Here is a 20,306-nt window from a genome sequence, read left to right as displayed (position 1 = left end):
TGCGATGACAGCAACGGGACCCCGTCACTTCACGCAGCCCGCCGCCTATCAGTCCGTTCCGGGCGGGCCGCTCGATCTCGACACCGCGCTGTACGACCGCATCGTCGGCGCCGATCGCACCAGCATCGAGCAGTTCGAGATCCCGGTGCGATCCGGCAGGGCCTGGGAGGTGCCGGCCGGTGCGATCGTGCGCATCTCCTCGGTGGAGGGCCCGCAGGTCGGTGACCTCAACATGTGGAATCTGCACAATCCGCGAGAGCGCTTCTGGGCGGCCCGCACCCGCCAGCTGCACCGTTCCTCGATGACCACGTACGACCGCTTCTGGTCCACGCTCCCGTCCCTGCGTCCGCTGGCGACCGTCGTCGCCGATACGCTGGCCGATCATCCTGACGCCGCGGTCATCCATGACCTCCTGGGAACTCGCTGCGACCCCTATATCAACCGCCTGCTCGCGGGCACCGATTTCGATTACCACTGTCACTCGAACCTCACCCGCGCGGTCCAGGGGTATGGGCTCACCGAACTCGATATCCATGACGTGCTCAACGTCTTCCAGTTCGCAGGGCTGAACGCCGACCATGAGTACTTCATGGACACGTGCCCCGCCGGTCCCGGAGATCATTTCGAGTTCTTCGCCGAGATCGACCTGCTCTGCGCCCTCTCCACCTGCCCGGGCGGTGATCTCTCGGTGCACATGTGGGGGCCCGAGGCGGCGAGCACCGAGGAACAGCTCCAGCACTGCCACCCGCTCGGCGTCGAGGTCTTCGCCGTCGACGAGGCAGCGCTGGAGGGCTGGCAGCCACCCGAGATCGCGGCGTACGACGGGGTGAACGGCCGGCACGGCCTCCGTGCGGTGCCGTTCCCTCAGGCCTGAGGTCCCCTCTCGCTCGGGAGGTCGCAGCGGACGGCGCTCAGCTGCCGGCTCAGTCGGTGCCCAGCTCCGGCAGTGCGGCGGCGGCATGACGGATGTGCGCGGCGGTGAGCTCCGCGGCCTCCTCCGCTCTGCCGTCACGGATCGCGCGGAAGATCCCGTGGTGCTGCGCGCACAGGGTGACGGCGATGGGCTGCCAGTCGGCGATCTTGGTGAACGACTCCATGATCGGGGTGCGCAGGGAGGCGCGGATCGCGGCGGTCATATCGGAGAACAGCGCATTGCCGCCGGCCTGGGCGATCGCGACGTGAAAGGCGGTATCCGCGTCGTTGAAGCCCTCGCGGGTCACGTCGGGATCGTCCATCACCACCAGCAGCCGCTCGAGCTCGGCGAGGGCGTCGGCATCAGCGCGCTCTGCGGCGAGCGCGGCACTCGCCTGCTCGAGCAGGATGCGCGTCTCGATGACCTCGTGCCGGCCGAAGTTCGACAGCGCCACATGCAGCCGGAGGAACCGCTCCAGGGCGGCGCTGGGCATCGCGGCGACGAACGTCCCCGCGCCGCGACCGGAGCCCACCTCGGAGCGCAGCACCCCATACGCCTCGAGGGCGCGGATCGCCTCGCGCACGCCCGCCCGACTCACCCGGAGCCGGGCGGCGAGCTCGCGCTCCGGCGGCAGGAGGTCCCCGACGACGAGGGCGCCGTTCATGATCTGGTCCTCGATCGCGTCGATGACCAGCTCGTAGGTGCTGCTGCGGGTGACCGGGGTCCAGGCGGCGTCCGCCTCGGCGGGACGAGCAGCCTGCGGTCTGACCTCATTGCCGTTCGTCGTGTCGACCATGGTCCCTGTTCTAGCACAGGGGGCTCTGCGACACGGCACGACCTTGCCCTCCGTCGACGGAGGACTTAACATCCGGGGTAACCGATATGTGGTCAGACCACAGCACGGTCTGCCACCTCGTGTTCTCACGGGCTCGCAAGGCACGACATCGACAGCGTGGTCGGCAGGATGATCCGCACCGCCCGCTGACCCCAGCAAGGAGAACCCCATGGTCCAACGCCAGGTCCCCCGCCCCGCAGAGCTCCTCGAGCTGATGAAGTTCAAGAAGCTCGATCTCGATCCCCGTCGTCGTCGCCTCTCCGGGGCGCTGACCATCGACGATCTGCGCACGATCGCGAAGCGTCGGACCCCCGCGGCGGCCTTCGACTACACCGATGGCGCCGCCGAGGGCGAGATCTCGATGGAGCGCTCCGTCCAGGCCTTCGAGGACATCGAGTTCCATCCCTCGATCCTCAACGACGTCTCCCAGGTGGACACCACGACCCAGATCCTGGGCGGCAGCTCGGCGCAGCCGTTCGGCATCGCCCCGACGGGCTTCACCCGCCTGATGCAGACCGAGGGCGAGATCGCCGGGGCCGGGGCGGCCGGGGCCGCCGGGATCCCCTTCACCCTCTCCACGCTCGGCACCTCCTCGATCGAGGACGTGAAGGCCGAGAACCCGCTGGGCCGCAACTGGTTCCAGCTGTACGTGATGAGGCAGCGGGAGATCTCCTACGGCCTGGTGGAGCGGGCGGCGAAGGCCGGCTACGACACGCTGTTCTTCACCGTGGACACCCCGGTGGCGGGAGCCCGACTGCGCGATTCCCGCAACGGCTTCTCGATCCCGCCGCAGCTGAGCGCCGGCACGGTGCTCAACGCGATCCCGCGCCCCTGGTGGTGGTGGGACTTCCTGACCACGCCGAAGCTCGAGTTCGCCTCGCTCAGCGAGACCGGCGGCACCGTCGGCGAGCTGCTGAACTCGGCGATGGATCCCAGCATCGACTTCGACGATCTCGCATATATCCGCGAGCTGTGGCCCGGGAAGCTCGCCGTCAAGGGAGTCCAGACCCTCGAGGACGCGAAGAAGCTCACCGACCTCGGGGTCGACGCGATCGTGCTGTCCAACCACGGCGGGCGCCAGCTGGATCGCGCCCCGGTGCCCTTCCACCTGCTGCCCGAGGTGGCCCGCGAGGTCGGCCAGGACCTGGAGATCATCCTCGACACCGGCATCCGCAGCGGGGCCGACATCGTCGCCGCGATCGCGCTCGGCGCCGACTTCACCCTGATCGGCCGGGCCTACCTCTACGGCCTGATGGCCGGCGGCCGGCAGGGCGTGGACCGGACGATCGAGATCCTCTCCGACGAGGTGGAGCGCACGATGAAGCTGCTGCAGGTCTCCACCCTGCAGGACCTCACCCCGGAGCACGTCACCCAGCTCAGCCGCTTCGCGCCCCTGGGCCAGGAGGATCCCGCAAACCGCCGCTGAGCGGCACGGCCCGTCGGCCGATCCCTTGCTCGGCCCTGAGACGCCCGAGCCGCGAATCAACGAGGCGGCGAGCCGGCAGAAATTCGCTCGCAGGCCGACGGGCCGGGTCACTACGCTCACGAGATGAGTGACGACGAGACCGAACGGATGACCCTGCACCGCTACCTGCAGGAACAGCGGGAGGCGATGCTGTTCAAGCTCGACGGGCTGGACGAGCGACAGCTGCGATGGCCCGCCACGCCGAGCGGCACGTCGTTGCTGGGCCTGGTCAAACACCTGACCTGGACCGAGCTGGGCTGCCTCGGGGAGTGCCTCGACCGCCCCCTGGACGACCCGTGGCCGTGGGATTCCGGCGAGGTCACACAGGACTCCGCCGCGGACCTGGACCCGGAGGGTGCACTCACCGACCTGTGGGCCCGCGACGACGAATCGCCCGAGGACATCGTGGACGGCTATCGCCAGGCCTGGGCGCACGGCGATGCCGCGATCTTCTCGCTGCCGCTGTCCGCCACGGCCCTCGTACGCTGGTGGTCCGAGCAGCGGCGCCGACCCACGCTGCACACCCTCCTGGTCCACCTCATCGCGGAGACGGCTCGGCACACCGGGCACGCCGACATCATCCGCGAGCGGCTCGACGGCTCGATCGGGATGAGCGCCGATGCCAGCAATCTTCCGGGGCTGACGCAGCAGCAGTGGGCGGAGCACCGCGACCGCCTGCACGCCATCGCCGAGGGGGCCTGAGTCGTCGGACCTCGCACGGCACGATTCCGCACCGCGTGCCCCAGTACGGCGCCGTGGGTCGCTGACCCCTCCCTGCTCCCTGCAGGCGAGTCCCTTCCCCGCATGCGAGGTCGAGGCATAGAGTCGACCCATGAACGCCGACGATTCCTCTGCCCCCGCCCCTGCCGCCGACGCCACGTTCTCGGCCCCGGACATCAAGCCCCGCAGCCGCCAGGTCACCGACGGGCTCGGCGCGACCGTCTCCCGCGGCATGCTCCGTGCGGTGGGGATGGGGGACGCGGACTGGGACAAGCCCCAGATCGGGATCGCCAGCTCCTGGAACGAGATCACTCCCTGCAACCTGTCGCTGGACCGCCTCGCGCAGGCGGCGAAGGAGGGCGTCCACTCCGGCGGCGGGTATCCGCTGCAGTTCGGCACCATCTCCGTCTCCGACGGGATCTCGATGGGGCACGACGGCATGCACTACTCGCTGGTCTCCCGCGACCTGATCGCCGACAGCGTCGAGACGGTGATGAGCGCGGAACGTCTGGACGGCTCGGTGCTGCTGGCCGGCTGCGACAAGTCCCTGCCGGGCATGCTGATGGCCGCCGCCCGCCTGGACCTGGCCAGCGTGTTCGTCTACGCCGGCACGATCATGCCGGGCCGGGCGAGCCTCTCCACCGGCGAGGAGAAGGAGGTCACCATCATCGACGGCTTCGAGGCCATCGGCGCTTGCGCGCGGGGGCTGATGAGCCGTGAGGACCTCGGCCGCATCGAACGCTCCATCTGCCCCGGCGAAGGGGCCTGCGGCGGCTACTACACCGCCAACACCATGTCGACCGTCGCCGAGGCGATCGGGATGTCGATCCCCGGCTCCGCCACTCCCCCGTCGGCCGATCGTCGCCGCGACGCGGACTCGCGTCGCGCGGGCGAGGCCGTGGTGGAGATGCTGCGGCAGGGCATCACCAGCCACGACATCATGACCAAGGCCGCCTTCGAGAACGCGATCGCGGTGGTCCAGGCCTTCGGCGGCTCCACCAACGCGGTGCTGCACCTGCTCGCGATCGCGCACGAGGCCGATGTCGACCTCAGCCTCGACGATTTCGCCCGGATCGGTGCGAAGGTGCCGCACCTCGCAGATCTGAAGCCCTACGGCCGCTACGTCATGAACGACGTCGATCACGTGGGCGGCATCCAGGTGGTGATGAAGACCCTGCTGGACGAGGGGCTGCTGGACGGGGACTGCCTGACCGTCACCGGCTCCACGATCGCCGAGAACCTCGAGGTGCTCGCCCCACGCCCGGCCGACGGGAAGGTGCTGCGCCCCGCCTCGGCGCCGATCGCCCCCACCGGCGGCATCACGATCCTGCACGGCTCCCTCGCCCCGGAGGGCGCGGTGGTGAAGTCCGCAGGCTTCGAGGCCGATGTCTTCGAGGGCACCGCCCGCGTCTTCGAGCGGGAGCAGCACGCGCTGGACGCCCTGACCGACGGCACGATCACCCACGGCGACGTGGTGGTGATCCGGTACGAGGGCCCCAAGGGCGGGCCGGGCATGCGCGAGATGCTCGCGATCACCGGCGCGATCAAGGGTGCGGGGCTCGGCAAGGACGTGCTGCTGATGACCGATGGCCGCTTCTCCGGCGGCACCACGGGGCTGTGCGTCGGCCACATCGCCCCGGAGGCGGTGGACGCCGGACCGATCGCCTTCGTGCGCGACGGGGACCGGATCCGACTCGACGTGGGCACCGGCAGTCTCGATCTGCTGGTCGACGAGGACGAGCTCGCCGGTCGCCGTGAGGGCTGGGAGCCGCTGCCGCCGAAGTTCACCAAGGGCGTGCTAGGAAAGTACGTGAAGCTCGTGAAGTCGGCCTCGACCGGCGCGATCCTCGGGGACTGAGGGCCTGGGCGGTCCTCGGCCGCTGTCCCGACACCGTGGACTGTCCCACCCCGTCCCTAGTCTCGGGACATGTCTTCCTCGGGTTCGATCCTCGCGCACCCCGCCTCGGGCGGCACCGCCCACACCGAGCGGGAGACGATCCGCGCCCTACTGCTGGAACGACGGCCGGATCTCGACCGCCGACTGCTGGTCGGCCCGAGCGGCGCCCTGCTGATCCCGCTGCCGACGGGCCGCAGCATCGAGATCGGCCGGATGCGGCGGCGCGGGGAGCCCCGCTGGGTCGTGGTCACGCCAACGGCCGACGGCGCGGCGCTGCGGGAGCCGACGAGCCTCGGCGCCGTGGTGCGCACTGCGCTGGGTGCCCTGCGGGAGGTCGAGGCGCGGCGCTGAGACCCACCCGTCGGCCGCCCCTGCTAGCGTCGCGGACATGAGTGACAGTGCAGAGCAGATCGACGACGTGACGGGCTCGGCCGGCGCGTCCCGCCATCTCGACATCGTCATCGAGCGCCCCTGGCGCCGGGTGTACGAATTCGCGAGCGACCCGCAGAACCTGCCCCGCTGGGCCGCCGGGCTCGCCGGCGGCGAGGTGCAGCGCGAGGTCTCGCAATGGTCGATGAACTCCCCGATGGGACGGGTGCTGATCAGCTTCGTCCCAGAGAACGAGTACGGGGTCATGGACCACACCGTCACCCTCCCCAGCGGAGAATCAGTGCTCAACCCGCTGCGGGTGATGGAGCTGGACGAGTCCCGCTGTGAGGTCGTGTTCACCCTGCGCCGGGGAACGATGTCCGAGAGCGAGTTCGTGGAGGACGCGGAGGCGGTCGCCGAGGACCTCGCGACGCTGAAGGAGATCTGCGAGCAGGGCTGAGCAGGCGCAGCACCACCGATGTCGGGCCAGCCCGACATCAACCGACCCGGTGCCAGGATGGGATGCACGGCCCCGCAGCAGCAGAGTGGAGACATGACCACCGTGACCGTCCCCGACCACCTGGCAGGACAGACCCCGTCCTCCCCTGATCCCTCCGCGCCTGCTCAGCCCTGGTCGATCGGCCGCTGGGCGGCCCGGATCGGGCGGTTCCTCGCCTACAGCTTCCTCGCCACGGTGCTGGGAGCGGTCGGCTTCGCCCTCGTCCTCGGCCTGCTGTCCGCCGGCGTCGCCACCGTCGTCGTCTGGGTGGGGCTGCCGATCCTGGTCGCGGGGGTGCTGGTGGCGCACGGGTTCGCGAAGGCGGAACGCGGCCTGCAGTCCACGATCCTGGGGACCGCGCTGCCCACCCCGGCACCGGTCCGGCCCCCGGCGGGCGCCGGCAGGGTGCGCCGCCTGCTCACGCCGCTGACCGACCCCCAGAGCTGGCTGGATTCGCTCTGGGTGCTGGTCAACTTCCTGCTCGTGCTGATCACCTTCCCGCTGGCGCTGGCCTGGACCGCGGGGGCGATCGCGATGGTGGGCGGGCCCGTGGCGACCCTGATCCTGGAGCAGGTGCTGCCCCCGTCGGAGACCAGCGGCCTGGGCACTCTGATGGGGGTGCCGGAGCCGTATGCGCTGCCGGTGGACGTCGGACTGCAGTTCCTCGCCGGGCTGCTGTTCCTGCTCACGCTGGGTCCGGTGGTGCGCGGGCTCACCGCGCTGCACCGGTCGCTGGCGCGCGGTCTGCTGAGCTCGCGGTATCGGGAGCAGCAGCGCCTGCTGCGCACGGAGCAGTCCCGCGCCGCGGGCCGCTCTGCGGAATCCGCCGCTCTGCGGCGTCTCGAGCGGGACCTGCACGACGGGCCCCAGCAGCGCCTGGTGCGCGCCTCGATGGATCTCGCGCGCGTGGAATCGCTCGCCCAGAAGGATCCCCAGAAGGCGCAGGCGGTGCTGCGGGAGACCCGTGAGCAGCTGGGCCTCACCCTCGATGACCTCCGCCGCCTCTCCCGCGGCATCGCCCCGCCGGTGCTGGTGGACCGCGGGCTCGCCGCCGCCCTCACGGAGCTCGCGGCGATCTCCCCGATCCCCACCACGGTCGAGGCCCCCGAGCTGGAGCTGCCCGAGCATGTCGAGATCGGTGTCTACTACGTCGTCTCCGAGTCGCTGACCAATGCCGCCAAACATTCCGGGGCCCGGAACGTCCGGGTGGAGCTGGCTCGGATCGGCGATGATGCACGGGTGAGGATCGAGGACGACGGGCGCGGAGGCGCCGAGATGCGCACCGACGGCGGCCTGGCCGGCCTCGCCGGCCGCGTCGCCTCCCTGGAGGGAAGGCTCACCGTGACCTCGCCGCAGGGCCACGGGACACGGGTCGAGGCGGTGGTCCCGTGCGCATCTTGATCGCCGACGACTCCGCGCTGATCCGGGAGGGACTGCGCCTGGTGCTCGAGGAGGCCGACCACGAGGTCGTCGGCACTGCCTCGACCGGGACGGAGCTGGTGGTGCGTGCGCTGGAGCTGCGTCCGGATCTGATCATCTCCGACATCCGGATGCCACCCACCCATACCGATGAGGGGCTGCGGGCGGCCCAGCAGATCCGCGCACAGTGGCCGCAGGCACCGATCGTGCTGCTGAGCCAGTACGTGGTGGTCGGCTATGCGACCGAGCTGATCGAGTCCGGGGTGCAGTCCACGGGCTACCTGCTCAAGGACCGCGTCTTCGACATCCGGGCCTTCCTCGAATCGATCGAGCGGGTGGCCGCCGGCGGCGTGGCGATCGACCCGGACGTGGTCGGGCAGGTGATCTCCTCACGTCGGCGCACGCCGCTGGACGAGCTCACACCGCGCGAGCGCGCGGTCCTGGAGCTGATGGGTGAGGGGCTGACCAACGCCGGTATCTCGCAGCGCCTGTACATCAGCGGCGGCGCGGTGGAGAAGCACACGCAGCGCCTGTTCGCCAAGCTCGGGCTCAGCGAGGATGCGAGCGTGCACCGCCGGGTGACCGCGGTGCTGACCCTGCTGGGTCACTGAGAGGCTGCTCGGCTGCTCGGCTGCTCGGCTGCTCGGCTGCTCGGCCGGAGCGTGATCGAGACCGGTAGGTGATCGTGCGTCCTTCCCTCCCCACACCCGCATCGTCCACAATCCTCACCGACATTCTTGACAGCGTCCCGATAGTACTTTTTTCGTTTGCAATAATGCTGGCCCCCGCACACGGGAGTGCAAATCGGGAGCGGCCTCCCGCTCCCATGAACCCGGTGGGCGCTGCCCCGACCGCCATGACCGTTCCTCCACCGGGCACCTTCATCCACAGTTTCTTCCACATCTCCTTCCACACTATGGGGCGCCTTCAGTAGTTATCCACAGATTCCGCGGAGGGGTGGTCGCGATTATCGAACCTGACTACGATTACGGGTATGGAATCGACGACACCCAGCAACGACGGGGCACGTCCCGGTGAGGCTTCACCTCACCGGGACAGCAGCTCGTCCTCGGTGGACGTCCTAGCCTCCGCGGCCTCCACCCTGATCGAGGTCGAGGCGGGCCCAGCGGCGCGGGTCGTGCTGGCACAGGTCCTCAGCGCGACGCTCGTGGCCTTCACCCGCACCCGCTCGGTGCGCGATCCCCTGCCCGACACCGCCGCCGGATCCGCCGAGGAGGCGCTCGCGGTCCTCGCCGGGATCGATCAGCTGCGCTCCTCGCTCTCTGCGATGGACGCGACCTGGCAGGTCGCCGCGGAGCGGCGCATCGGTCGTGCAGACGCGCATCGCGGCCTCCCCACCACACAGCAGGGCAAGGGCGCCAACAGCGAGATCGCGCTGGCCCGCCGCATCTCCCCGGCCGCGTCCTCCTTCTCCCTCGCCTCCGCGCGGCGCCTCGTCCAACACATGCCCGGCACGGTCGACACCCTCTGGGAGGGCGCCGTGACCGCACAGCAGGCCTCCACCGTGGCGGGCGCGCTGTCGACGGCCTCGCCCGAGACCTGTCGACGGATCGACGAGCTCATAGAACAGGACCCGCAGACCCTCCAAGGGAAAGGGCACAAGCGTCTGCGTTCCGACGTCGAGGAGATGGTCCAGCACCTGGAGCCCGAGACCTCCCGGGAACGTGCAGAGCGCGCCGCGCGCGAACGACACGTGACCATGACACCGCTGGCGGACGGGATGGCGCGGGTGACCGCCGTCCTGCGAGGCATCGATGCGGTCGGAATGATGCAGGCGCTGCACTCCGGCGCCGGATCCCTGCGCGCCGCCGGGGAGAAGACCTCCACCCCCGCCCTCGAGGCAGACCTCCTGGTCGACGCCGTGCTCACCCGTGGGACCTCTGCACACCCGGCACCCTCGGACGAGGCGCCGCACGCACCACGCCGCCCGCGGCCGCAGCCTGGGCTCGACGTCGGCATTGTCATCTCCGACACCGCTCTGCTGGGCCGCGACGACACCGAGAGCGCCCACCTCGAGGGATACGGCATCATTCCCGCACACATCGTCCGGGATTCCCTGCTCGGCAGACCTCCCGGCTACCTGCGCCCTGACGAGGACGAGCATCCGGACGAACTGGTCTCCGCGTTCTATCGACGCCTCTACACGAACCCAGCCACCGCAGAGCTGGTCGCGATGGAGTCGCGGTCCCGAGCGTTCCCCGCCGGGCTGGCCCGCATGATCCGCTGGCGGGACACCACCTGCCGCACCCCGTGGTGCAATGCGATGATCCGCCAGAGCGACCATGTCATCCCCTTCCACCGCGGCGGGCCGACCAGCTACGCCAATGGTCAAGGGCTGTGCGTGCGCTGCAACCTGCTCAAGGAGCACGGACTGTGGGTGCTCGTGCCCCTGACCGGCGAGAATGCACCGAACCCGGTATCGACCCAGCCGTCCGACACCACACCGGACACACTCGGGACTCCCGGGACTCCATCATCATCACCCGCTGCGTCGACGCCGCCAACTGCATGGTTCTGGACCAGTCCGCACGGTGCACAGGGCGTCTCCTGGACTCCCCGATGCTCACCCCGCCACCACCGGAGCTCCCACCGGGCCCGGCGCCGGCCTCCGATCCTTCGCAGGATCCGCCGCCGACATAGGCTCGATCATCACGGCCGTGGCGATCATCCCCCGCGCGTCCATTGCCCCTCGTGGAAGAAGCACCATGCCCATGCCCCTCAGGATCCGTATCCTCGGCGCCGGCGTGTCAGGACTCACCGCCTCGATCCTCCTCGCCGCCGACGGGCACCGGGTCGAGCTGATCGACGAGTACTTCGCAGTTCCCGCCGTCGGGACCGCACTCGCGCTGGTCCCTCCGGCGCAGTCCGTGCTCGCCCGTCTCGGAGTCCTGGAGCGGGTCCGGACGATCTCGGCAGCGCCAGAGGTCGGCACTCTGCGCGCCGCTGACGGACAGGTCCTCGCCACCGTCCCGGCAGGCGATGCTCTGCTCACCTCCCGCTCGGAGCTGGTGCGGATCCTCCTGGATGCCCTCCCTGCCTCCGTCACCACCAGCAGGCGGCGTGTCGAGGACATCCGTCCCTTGCGCGCGGGAGCGGACCTCCTGATCGGGGCCGACGGCGTCCACTCCCTCGTGCGGCGCTCCGGCTGGCCCAGGCGGCCATCCGCCCGCTCGCACGGCGTGACCGTACTGCGCGGGACCACCCCGCTCGCTCCGCCGGAAGTCTCGGAGACCTGGGGCCGGGGGTGGCTGTTCGGCATCACTCCCCTGGCCGGGACCGGCACCAACTGGTTCGCCTGCCTGCCCGAGCACCGCACCGGGTCTCGACGTGAGGACCTCGCTCACCTGCGGCGCACAGTGGGCGGGCATCGCGCGGAGATCGACGCGGTCCTCGAGGCGGCAGCCCCGCAGCGCACCCTCGTGCACGGCATCCACACCGTGGGTGGGATATGGCCCGTTCGGCAGAACGTCGTACTGCTGGGCGATGCGGCGCATGCGATGGCGCCGAATCTCGGCCACGGCGCGAATACGGCCCTCCAAGACGCGCAGTCCCTGGTCCAGGCGATACGTGAGCAATGTGGCCGCAGCGAGCGACGGGGTGAGCAGGGGCGCGGCATCCCTCCGGACGCGGCCTCGGCTGTGGTGAGCCGTTCACTGCGGCGGTATGCCGCGCGCCGCGTCCTGCCCGACCAGGGATGGCGGCTGGCATCCGAGGCGATGATGCGAGTGGCGATGACGTCCTCGGCCGCCGGATGGCGCGATCGGGTGCTCAGTACGACCCTCGGGCGGATCGGTCAGCGGGCCGGATGAGCGTACCGGCAGGGCCTCTCAGCGGAGCTTGCGCGCGAGGGTGGAGATGACGTGCCAGTGCTTCTTCTCCGCCAGGAAGCGGCCGTCCTCGTCACGCACCGAGCGATCGATCACCTGGAAGTCGCTGAACATCGCGTCGATCTCCTCCAGCGGCAGGGTCGCCACGTCCGGGCGCTCCGCCCAGGAGTCATTGGTGCCGAAGAAGTCGACCGCCATCACGCCGCCGCGCGGCAGGGACGCCACGAGCTTGCGCCACACCTCGGGCAGTGCCGTCGGACCCAGCAGGCCCAGCGTGTAGGTCGAGTACACGATCTGCGCCGAGGGGAAGACCGGGACGTCCGCGATGTCGGTGTGGTGGAACTGGACCGAACCGGACATCCGTTCGTTCTCCACCAGACGGGCGGCGAGGGTGTCATCGCTGTCGTAGGCATGCACCGTCCAGCCGTGACGAGCGAACTGCAGGGAGTCGGCACCTGCACCGGCGCCGAGGTCGAGCACGACCCCCGGTTGGCGGTCGCCACCGACCGCTGCGATCGCCTTGGTCACGAGGCGGCGAGCGGGGCGGCCCGCCGCATGGGCGTTCAACGCTGCCCAGTCAACTTTCTCCGCCGTCTCCATGCGTTTCAGGCTCTATCATGCAGTTGCCCATTTCAACTTCCCGTGACGCAGGACGCCTCAAGTTTCGTCACTGGCGAACACCGGGGCATACTGCGCCATCTCGGACAGGAGCCTGGGCCGCGGACCGTGCAGCGTCCGCGCCTCGCCCGGCTGACGCATCACCGCACCGCCCGCCTAGGATGGCTGGCATGTCGGCCCCCTCCTTGCGCATCGCCGCAGTCTCCCTGCACACCTCCCCGCTCGAGGATCCGGGCGGTGCCGATGCCGGCGGCATGAACGTGGTCGTGCTCGAGCAGTCCCTCGCGCTCGCCCGCCTCGGCCATCGCGTCGACCTCTTCACCCGGCGCAGCGACCCCACCTCCCCGGACATCGTCGAGATCACCACCGGCGTCTGGCTGCACCACCTCGACGCCGGCCCCGCAACACCGCTGGCCAAGAGCGCGATGGAACAGGCGATCGCCCCCTTCCGCTCCGCACTGCGCACGGTGCTCCTCGCTGATGACGAGGCCGACGGGTGGGATCTCATCCACTCCCATCACTGGTTCAGCGGGGTCGCCGCGCTCCCTGTCGCCCGCGAACTCGGCATCCCGCACCTGCAGTCCTTCCACTCGGTCGCGGCCCCGCAGGGCGCCGGGTCGCTCGATGCGGGAGAGCCCGCCGAGTCCGAGGGGCGGATCCCCGGGGAACAGTTCGCTGCCACCGGCTCCGATCTGGTGGTCGCGGTGTCCGAGGCAGAGGCCCGCACCGTCGGCGAGCGGTACGGGGTCCCGGGCTCCCGGCTGAGCGTGGTCCGTCCCGGCGTGGACGTCGACCGCTTCCGTCCGTGCCCGGACGTGGAGGACCGCCGGACCGGACCCACGCTGCTGTTCACCGCCCGCCTGCAGCCGCTGAAGGGGCCCGATCTCGCGCTCGAGGTCCTCGCGCGCCTGGACCCGGCGCTCGGGGCCCGACTCGTGCTCGCCGGCGGCATCTCCGAGGACTTCGCGGAGTACCTCGAGGAGCTGCGGCACCTGGCGCACGAGCTCGGAGTGGCAGACCGGGTGGACTTCGTCGGCTCCCTGGGTCGCGACGAGCTCGCCGAGGCGATGCGCTGCGCGGGCGCGCTGCTGCTGACCAGCTGGTCCGAGACCTTCGGGCTGGTCGCCCTCGAGGCCCAGGCCAGCGGCACCCCGGTGCTCGCATGGCACTGCGCAGGCGGGGTGCAGGAGGCCGTCGGTCCCGAGGGGTGCGTGCTCGAGAGCCGTGACCCGGACGTCTGGGCCGAGGCGCTGCAGTCCCTGCTCGGCGACGAGGACCGCTATCGCACCGCGGTGCGCTCGGCTCGGGAGTTCGCGGCGACCCGCACCTGGGAGGTCACCGCGGAGTCCCTCGCCGGGCTGTACGCCACCACCCTCACCCGCCCCACCGCCCCGCACCGACTCTCTCCGGGAGCCGCCTCATGAGCACGCCCGACCCGCAGCCCACCGCTCCGCTGCCGGTGCCCGTCCCCGACCCGTGGCGGCTGCTCGACACCGCCGCGACGGTCCTGGCCGTCCATGCGCACCCGGACGACGAGTCTCTCTCGAGCGGCGCCCTGCTCGCCTCCCTGGCCGCTGCCGGCACCCGGGTGGTGCTGGTGTCCGCGACCCGCGGGGAGGAGGGCGAGATCGTGCCCGGCTCGCTCGACGCCGCGGAGTCCCGGCCGCTCGAGGAGGTCCGCGAGGCGGAGATCGCCGCCGCGGCCTCCGCCCTGGGGATCGCCGAGCGGCACTGGCTCGGCACCGCCCCGGCCCTCTCCCCCGGCGCCGCGCCGCGCCGCTACCGCGACTCCGGCATGCAGTGGGTGCGGGAGGGGCTCGCGGGGCCCTCGGACAGCGCCGGGGCCGACAGCTTCTCCCTCCGCCCGCTCGAGGAGGCCGTGGACGATCTCGTGGCGCTCCTGCGGACGGTGCAGCCGGATGCCGTCATCGGCTATGACGACGAGGGGACCTACGGCCACCCCGACCACGTCCGGGCGCATCACGTCGCCGTCGCAGCCAGCGCCCGCGCCCAGGTGCCGCTGATCCAGATCGCCAGCGCGCTCCCGGACGGCGACCCCGACCCCCGCATCATCGAACGCGCTCATCCCGGGACCGCCGACCCCGTGCTGCGCGCCATCGACTCCTACCGCACCCAGCTCACCGTCATCGGCGAGACGCCGGGCGGCATCGCGATCCGCCATGTCGGCGGGCAGGACGACATGGTCCGGCTGCGCACCGGGCTGCACGTGCGGGACTGACGGCTCCCTGCGTACCCGCGCCCGCACCCGGGCTCGGGCCAGCGCTCAGAGGGAGACGTCCAGCAGCGCCGGCAGATGGTCCGAGGCCCCGCGGAGCCGGGACTCCTGGACCGCTGCAGTGGAGCGCACGGCACGTGCGTCCCGCACGCGGACCTGCTCCGTGACCAGGACCGCATCGATGCGACGGCTCGGTGACGCGGCCGGGAAGGTGTGCTCCGAGACGGCTGCGGGATCGCGGAGCAGCGGCGCGAGATGGCGGCGCGCCGCGCCGTCCGCGGTCTCGTTGAGGTCCCCGCCGACGATGACCGGTGCTCCGGCGCCGCGCACCAGCGCGGCCAGGTGCTCCGCGTGCCGCAGCCGGTTCTCCTCCTGCAGCGCCAGATGCGTCGAGGCGACCACCACGGCGCCGCCGCCGGGGATCGAGAGCCGCACCGCCGCGACCCCTCGCGGATAGGTCGAGTTCAGATCCGACACCGTCTGCTCCACCGGATGCGCACCCCGGCGGATCACCTGGGCGGCGACCTCGTCGGTGGCGAGGATCGCCAGGCCACGACCGCCGGCGCCGCCGAGCAGCACCCGTCGGCCGACCCGTCTGGCCAGCCACCGCAGCCGGGCGCTCGGCAGCACGAACCGCGGCGACTCCTGGATCAGCAGCACATCGGGCTGCAGGTCCCGGGCGGCTTCGATCAGCGCCGCCAGATCGCCGCGCAGCTCCCAGAGGTTCCAGCTGAGGATCCGCAGCTCCCAGGACTCGTGCCTCATGCCCTGCCCTCTGCCGCGCCCTCGCGGACCATCGGCGCGATCACGCGTTCCACCAGCCCGTAGAGCTCGTCGACCTCGTAGCTCGGCCAGCCGAAGAGTATCCGCCGCCACTCCGGCAGCACCGCCTTGGGGCCGAGCGCCGCCCCCATCAGCGCTCCGGTGATGCACGCGACCGTGTCGGTGTCATAGCCTGCGCGCACCGCGGACCGCAGCGCCGTCACCAGCGCGTCGCGCTGGGCGAACTTGCCCTCCGGGATCGGGCTGACACCGGCGATCGCCGCCCAGGCCGCCTGGAAGGCGCCGACGACCCAGCCGTTGCGACGGAACATCACCGGCGTCGAGAGCTCCGCCTCCTCGATCCGTTCGAGCCATACGGCACGCCGATCGGCGGGAAGCTGCCCGAGCCCCACCCGCACGTCGATCTGCCCGGTGAGGATCGCGTGGCGCACGGCCAGTCCCCACAGCACGTTCGCCTCGATCGTGTCGGGATGCACGTGTGTCAAGCGACACACCGCGGTCATCGCCTCGACCGCGTCCTCCTCCGAGGAGAGCAGATAGGGAAGCACGGTCACGTGCACCCTCATCAGCGAGCCGTTCCCCGCAGAGGCCGGCAGCTGCTCGTGCGCAGTGGCCGCGGCGAGCCGGAAATCCTTCGCCCGCGGCGCGTAGTGGCCGTCCTCGCGGGCGAGATCCGCCGCGGTGCGGACCACCTGCGAGGTGAGCGTGCCGATGTCGGGAGTGCCCAGGGACCACGAATACCACTCGCGGGCGATGTGGTTCTGCGCAGTCTCGACCCGCAGGTCATGACCGTCGGAGGCGGCGAGGGACGCCTCCAGCACCACGATCGCCATCGCGGTGTCGTCGGTCCACTCCCCCGGCTGCCAATCGAGGACCCCGCCCCCGATCATGTCGATGTCCTCGGAATCGGGCAGCGGCGGCTGGAACTCGTAGGGGGCGCCGAGCGCATCCCCGGCCGCTGCCGCCACGACGGTGCCGATGGCACGCTGGCGCTGAGCCTGGGACAGGCCCTCTCCGCTGGTGTTCATCGCATCGATCGTCACCCGGCCATGGTTCCACACCGCTGGCGGCGAACTGCGCCCAGTCCGGTCCCGGTACCCTGGTGAGGACCCAGAAGGAGCTTCATGACAGACACCTCCGCGGCCTCCGCACCGCACGGCGACGACCCCCACGATCACACCGGCCACGACCATCCGCCCAGTGGCGCGGATCTCGTCCGGGACCTCGTCAAAGGCCTGTCGATCCAGGCGCTGCTGATCCCGGTGCTGGCTGTCATCCTGCTGCTGGCGATCCTGCCCTTCGCCCCCTGACACCGGTCCCCCTGCTGCTGGGGATCGGCCTGGGCGCCGCCCAGCTGGCCTCGCTGGTGGCCACCAGCCTGTTCGTCGCGCGCACCCGCACCCAGCTGGCCGTGAACCCCGGCCTGCTGGCCGTGCGCAGTGTCGTCGAGGAGCTGCTGCGTGTCGCTGCGGTGCTGCTGGCGATCCTGCTGTGGCCCGCTGATGTGCGCCCGGAGCTCGGCATCTGGGTCGGGGCCGGCTGCGCGCTGGTGTGGCTGCTGCTCGCCACCGCCCAGACCATCACCACCCGGCAGCGCATCGCCCGTCCCGGCGACTGGTCCGAGGAAGCGATCTCCACGATGCTGGCGCATCGGGTCGGCGCGCGCTCGACCGTGCTGATGCGCCTGCTCGACGTGGCGGGCACCGTGATGTTCCAGGTCGGCGCCACGGTGCTGGTGATCCTCTCGCCGGTGCTGGCGATCGGCACGATCGTGCTCTCGATCGGTGTCGGTCTCTCCACCCTGGTGCTCCATCGCCGCTCGCCGGCCGAGCGCTCCCGCAGCCCCTGGGCCTACGCCCCCGTCGGCCTCGGGCTGCTCACCCTCGCGCTCGCCGTCTTCGGGCTGCTCACCCTCTGATCCCCGTACCCCCATCCTGCAGGAGCCGATGATGACCACTGCCCCCACCCCCTCCACTCGCCCCTCCGGCCTCTGGCTCGATCAGGTCGACGAGTCCGTCCGCATCCAGGACGACCTCTTCGGCCATGTCAACGGCCGGTGGCTGCGCGAGCATGTGATGCCCGCGGACCGCTCCAGCGACGGCGCCTTCCACGCCCTGCGGGACCTCTCCGAGGAGCGGGTGCGCGAGATCATCGAGGAGGCCGCGGCCGACGCGGAGTCCCGCGACCCGCGCGGCGAGCAGGTCCCTGCCACGGATCACCACCGGGTGGGCGCGCTGTACCGGATGTTCATGGATACCGAGGCGATCGAGCAGGCCGGCCTCGGCGTGTTCGAGGGTCTGCTGGCCGAGGTCACCTCCACCCCGGATCTCGAGGGCATCGTACGAACCATGGCGGCCCCGGACTCCGGCACCTCCGCGCTGCTGGCGTACGTCTGGACCGACGACATGGACTCGACGAACTACCAGGTCAAGATCCACCAGGGCGGGCTGGGCCTGCCGGACGAGTCCTACTACCGCGAGGAGGACTACGCCGAGATCCGCACCGCCTACGTCCAGCACCTGGCGAACCTCGCCCGCGTCACGGGGCTCGCCGGTCGCGAGGGTCTGGTCCCCGGGAGCGCCGAGGACCTCGCCGCCGCCGTGATGGACTTCGAGACCCGTCTGGCCGCCTGCCACCTGGACGTGGTGCGCCTGCGCGACCGGGAGAAGTCCTACAACCCGATGGGCTCCGCCCAGCGCCGGGAGCTGGCGCCGAGCTTCCCCTGGGATGCCTACGTCGAGGGCACCGGTGCCCCGGCCACGGCCTTCGAGGTGGTCTCGATCGGTCAGCCCGACTTCGTCGCCGCCGCCGCCCGGCTGCTGGCCGGGGAGGACCTCGAGGTGCTGCGCAGCTGGCTGGCCGTGCATGCCGTGTCCGCCTACGCGCCGTACGGTCCCGCCGTCCTGGTCGAGGAGGACTTCGCCTTCTCCGGGAAGATCCTCTCGGGAGCCGAGGAGCTGCGGGAGCGGTGGAAGCGCGGTGTCGCCTTCGTCGAGGGTGTCGTCGGCTTCGCGGTGGGCCGTGAATATGTCGCCCGCCACTTCCCGGCCGCGCACAAGGAGCGCATGACCGAGCTGGTCGACGCGCTGATGGACGCCTACCGCGACTCCATCCGGAGCCTGCCGTGGATGACCCCGGCCACCCGGCAGAAGGCCCTCGCCAAGCTCGAGCGGTTCACCCCGAAGATCGGTTACCCCGAGCAGTGGCGCGAGTACGACGGCCTCGAGCTCGTGCCCGGTGACCTGGTCGCCAGCGCCCGGGCCTCCCGCTGCTTCGAGGCCGCGTTCGAGTTCTCCAAAGTGGGAGGGCCGATCGACGAGACCGAGTGGCACATGACCCCGCAGACGGTCAACGCCTACTACAACCCGGGCGCGAACGAGATCGTCTTCCCCGCCGCGATCCTGCAGCCCCCGTTTTTCGATGCCGAAGCCGAGGACGCCGTGAACTTCGGCGGGATCGGTGCGGTCATCGGCCACGAGGTGGGCCACGGCTTCGACGATCAGGGCTCGAAGTACGACGGCGAGGGCAACCTGGTCTCCTGGTGGACACCCGAGGACCGCGAGGCCTTCGACACCCGCGCCGCGCAGCTCATCACCCAGTACTCGGCCCTCTCACCCCGGGACCTCGACGACTCCCATCGCGTCAACGGCGCCCTGACCATCGGCGAGAACATCGGCGACCTGGGCGGACTGTCCATCGGGGTGAAGGCCTACCTGGCCAGCCACGACGCCGCCGAGGTCGAGGCCGAGATCGACGGCTTCACCGGCCTGCAGCGGGTGTTCTGGTCGTGGGCGACGGTGTGGCGCGGCCGCCACCGCACCCAGGAGGCGATCCGCCGCCTGGCCGTGGACCCCCACGCCCCGATGGAGTTCCGCTGCAACACGGTCGCGAGCCACCTGGAGGAGTTCCACACCGCCTTCGAAGTCCATGAGGGTGATGCGATGTACCGCGCACCCGAGGAGCGGGTGAGCATCTGGTGAGGCCGGAGGCGCCGTTCTACGTGGGTCGCACGCGGCCCTCGTCCATCGGCTGGACCCGCATCGCGATCACTCTGGTGGCCGGCGCCGTGCTCGCGCTGCTCATGGCGCAGCGCTCCACATCGCTGGGCATGCTGCTGGTGGCAGTGCTGTTCCTGGGCCTGGCGGTGTGGACGTGGATGGGGCAGCGGACCCGCTTCATCGTGGACGGGCACGGGCTGACGGTCAGCTTGGGAGGGTTCCTGCCTCGCAAGCCCTGGCCGCTGGAGGATTTCCGCACCGTGCAGCTGCGCGAGCTGCCGCGCTCGCAGGTGGGCGTGGCCCTCGGCGGCTACGGATGGCGTCGCAGCCGCGCATCGACTCCGCAGCCCGCGGAGCTCACCCCTGTCGGGTCGCGGAAGATCTTCACCCTCGACCAGATCCAACAGCCCTACCGGATGCTGGTCACCCGGCCGGGGACGATGGTCGAGATCATCGGCCGCGGCTCCACCCACTACATCCTCTCCCCGAGGACCCGCACGCCACGGCCACCGCGGTCGACCAGGCGATCCGTTCCCGGCGCTGAACGGGTAGACTTCCCCCTCGTCATCCACTGACAGGGGAGCACCGCGAGGTGCTGAGAGTGCGCAGCCCGCGCAGACCCTCGAACCTGATCCGGCTCACACCGGCGTAGGGAGTCGGGATATCCGTGGAGCGCCGCCGGCGCCCGCGCCCCTTCCAGAGGGAA

General features: G+C 70.9%; 19 protein-coding genes, 1 pseudogene and 1 riboswitch. Of the genes and pseudogenes, 16 read left to right on the top strand and 4 right to left on the bottom strand.

What is annotated here, in order from left to right:
* Positions 1–4 precede the first annotated feature (4 nt).
* Positions 5–874, top strand: a complete 870-nt coding sequence (locus CFK39_RS13940; RefSeq protein WP_089065965.1) for an urea carboxylase-associated family protein — start codon at positions 5–7, stop codon at positions 872–874.
* Between the two features lie 49 nt (positions 875–923).
* Here the strand turns inward: CFK39_RS13940 and CFK39_RS13935 are convergent, their stop codons facing one another.
* A complete protein-coding gene (locus CFK39_RS13935; protein ID WP_089065964.1) occupies positions 924–1,709 on the bottom strand; it encodes a FadR/GntR family transcriptional regulator in 786 nt (261 codons plus the stop codon).
* Positions 1,710–1,917: 208 nt separating this feature from the next.
* Here CFK39_RS13935 and CFK39_RS13930 point away from each other — a divergent pair, with 208 nt between their 5' ends.
* From CFK39_RS13930 to CFK39_RS13890, 9 genes and pseudogenes are all read left to right on the top strand, one after another.
* A complete protein-coding gene (locus CFK39_RS13930) occupies positions 1,918–3,174 on the top strand; it encodes an alpha-hydroxy acid oxidase (RefSeq protein WP_089065963.1) in 1,257 nt (418 codons plus the stop codon).
* 123 nt (positions 3,175–3,297) lie between these two features.
* Positions 3,298–3,915, top strand: coding sequence for a DinB family protein (locus CFK39_RS13925; protein ID WP_089065962.1), 618 nt, complete (start codon positions 3,298–3,300; stop codon positions 3,913–3,915).
* 130 nt (positions 3,916–4,045) lie between these two features.
* Positions 4,046–5,791 (top strand): dihydroxy-acid dehydratase, encoded by a 1,746-nt coding sequence (ilvD, locus tag CFK39_RS13920; RefSeq protein WP_089065961.1) that lies wholly within the window; start codon positions 4,046–4,048, stop codon positions 5,789–5,791.
* 69 nt (positions 5,792–5,860) lie between these two features.
* Positions 5,861–6,181: a hypothetical protein gene (locus CFK39_RS13915; protein WP_089065960.1), complete on the top strand. Its 321-nt coding sequence runs from the start codon at positions 5,861–5,863 to the stop codon at positions 6,179–6,181.
* A gap of 37 nt (positions 6,182–6,218) precedes the next feature.
* Entirely contained in the window at positions 6,219–6,659 is a 441-nt protein-coding gene (locus CFK39_RS13910) for an SRPBCC family protein (protein WP_089065959.1), read from the top strand.
* Between the two features lie 93 nt (positions 6,660–6,752).
* Complete coding sequence (locus tag CFK39_RS13905; RefSeq protein WP_089065958.1) at positions 6,753–8,099, top strand: sensor histidine kinase; 1,347 nt, start codon at positions 6,753–6,755, stop codon at positions 8,097–8,099.
* Positions 8,087–8,728 (top strand): response regulator transcription factor, encoded by a 642-nt coding sequence (locus CFK39_RS13900; protein WP_089065957.1) that lies wholly within the window; start codon positions 8,087–8,089, stop codon positions 8,726–8,728. The genes CFK39_RS13905 and CFK39_RS13900 overlap by 13 nt, the downstream gene beginning before the upstream one ends.
* A 383-nt stretch (positions 8,729–9,111) precedes the next feature.
* A pseudogene (locus CFK39_RS13895) lies at positions 9,112–10,461 on the top strand (DUF222 domain-containing protein); the annotation flags it as partial.
* 382 nt (positions 10,462–10,843) lie between these two features.
* Positions 10,844–11,947: an FAD-dependent monooxygenase gene (locus CFK39_RS13890; RefSeq protein ID WP_420836208.1), complete on the top strand. Its 1,104-nt coding sequence runs from the start codon at positions 10,844–10,846 to the stop codon at positions 11,945–11,947.
* 18 nt (positions 11,948–11,965) lie between these two features.
* Here CFK39_RS13890 and CFK39_RS13885 read toward each other — a convergent pair whose 3' ends face one another.
* Positions 11,966–12,532: a class I SAM-dependent methyltransferase gene (locus CFK39_RS13885; protein ID WP_245822674.1), complete on the bottom strand. Its 567-nt coding sequence runs from the start codon at positions 12,530–12,532 to the stop codon at positions 11,966–11,968.
* Positions 12,533–12,753: 221 nt separating this feature from the next.
* On the opposite strand from CFK39_RS13885, the gene CFK39_RS13880 reads away from it, so the two are divergent.
* Together CFK39_RS13880 and CFK39_RS13875 are read left to right on the top strand one after the other, a co-directional pair.
* Complete coding sequence (locus tag CFK39_RS13880; protein WP_089065954.1) at positions 12,754–14,007, top strand: glycosyltransferase; 1,254 nt, start codon at positions 12,754–12,756, stop codon at positions 14,005–14,007.
* A complete protein-coding gene (locus CFK39_RS13875) occupies positions 14,004–14,822 on the top strand; it encodes a PIG-L family deacetylase (RefSeq protein ID WP_089065953.1) in 819 nt (272 codons plus the stop codon). Before CFK39_RS13880 ends, CFK39_RS13875 begins: the two co-directional genes overlap by 4 nt.
* Before the next feature lie 45 nt (positions 14,823–14,867).
* Here the strand turns inward: CFK39_RS13875 and CFK39_RS13870 are convergent, their stop codons facing one another.
* Together CFK39_RS13870 and CFK39_RS13865 are read right to left on the bottom strand one after the other, a co-directional pair.
* A complete protein-coding gene (locus CFK39_RS13870) occupies positions 14,868–15,584 on the bottom strand; it encodes an endonuclease/exonuclease/phosphatase family protein (RefSeq protein WP_089065952.1) in 717 nt (238 codons plus the stop codon).
* Entirely contained in the window at positions 15,581–16,630 is a 1,050-nt protein-coding gene (locus CFK39_RS13865; protein WP_089066456.1) for an ADP-ribosylglycohydrolase family protein, read from the bottom strand. Before CFK39_RS13865 ends, CFK39_RS13870 begins: the two co-directional genes overlap by 4 nt.
* 96 nt (positions 16,631–16,726) lie before the next feature.
* On the opposite strand from CFK39_RS13865, the gene CFK39_RS17035 reads away from it, so the two are divergent.
* The 4 genes from CFK39_RS17035 (at position 16,727) to CFK39_RS13850 (ending at position 20,175) form a co-directional block, all read left to right on the top strand.
* Complete coding sequence (locus CFK39_RS17035) at positions 16,727–16,912, top strand: hypothetical protein (protein ID WP_245822672.1); 186 nt, start codon at positions 16,727–16,729, stop codon at positions 16,910–16,912.
* A gap of 56 nt (positions 16,913–16,968) precedes the next feature.
* Positions 16,969–17,520 carry a hypothetical protein gene (locus tag CFK39_RS13860; RefSeq protein ID WP_245822670.1) on the top strand — a complete coding sequence of 184 codons (552 nt, stop codon included), beginning with the start codon at positions 16,969–16,971 and terminating at the stop codon, positions 17,518–17,520.
* A gap of 31 nt (positions 17,521–17,551) precedes the next feature.
* Positions 17,552–19,582 (top strand): M13 family metallopeptidase, encoded by a 2,031-nt coding sequence (locus CFK39_RS13855; protein WP_089065951.1) that lies wholly within the window; start codon positions 17,552–17,554, stop codon positions 19,580–19,582.
* The gene (locus CFK39_RS13850; RefSeq protein WP_245822668.1) at positions 19,579–20,175 is read left to right on the top strand and encodes a hypothetical protein; all 597 of its coding nucleotides are present in this window, start codon (positions 19,579–19,581) and stop codon (positions 20,173–20,175) included. The genes CFK39_RS13855 and CFK39_RS13850 overlap by 4 nt, the downstream gene beginning before the upstream one ends.
* Positions 20,167–20,272: riboswitch (TPP riboswitch) on the top strand. It overlaps the preceding gene by 9 nt.
* The last annotated feature ends 34 nt before the right edge of the window (positions 20,273–20,306 follow it).

The sequence above is a fragment of the Brachybacterium avium genome, from assembly GCF_002216795.1.
GTDB lineage: Bacteria > Actinomycetota > Actinomycetes > Actinomycetales > Dermabacteraceae > Brachybacterium > Brachybacterium avium.
This window is presented reverse-complemented; position numbering and strand designations above follow the sequence as displayed.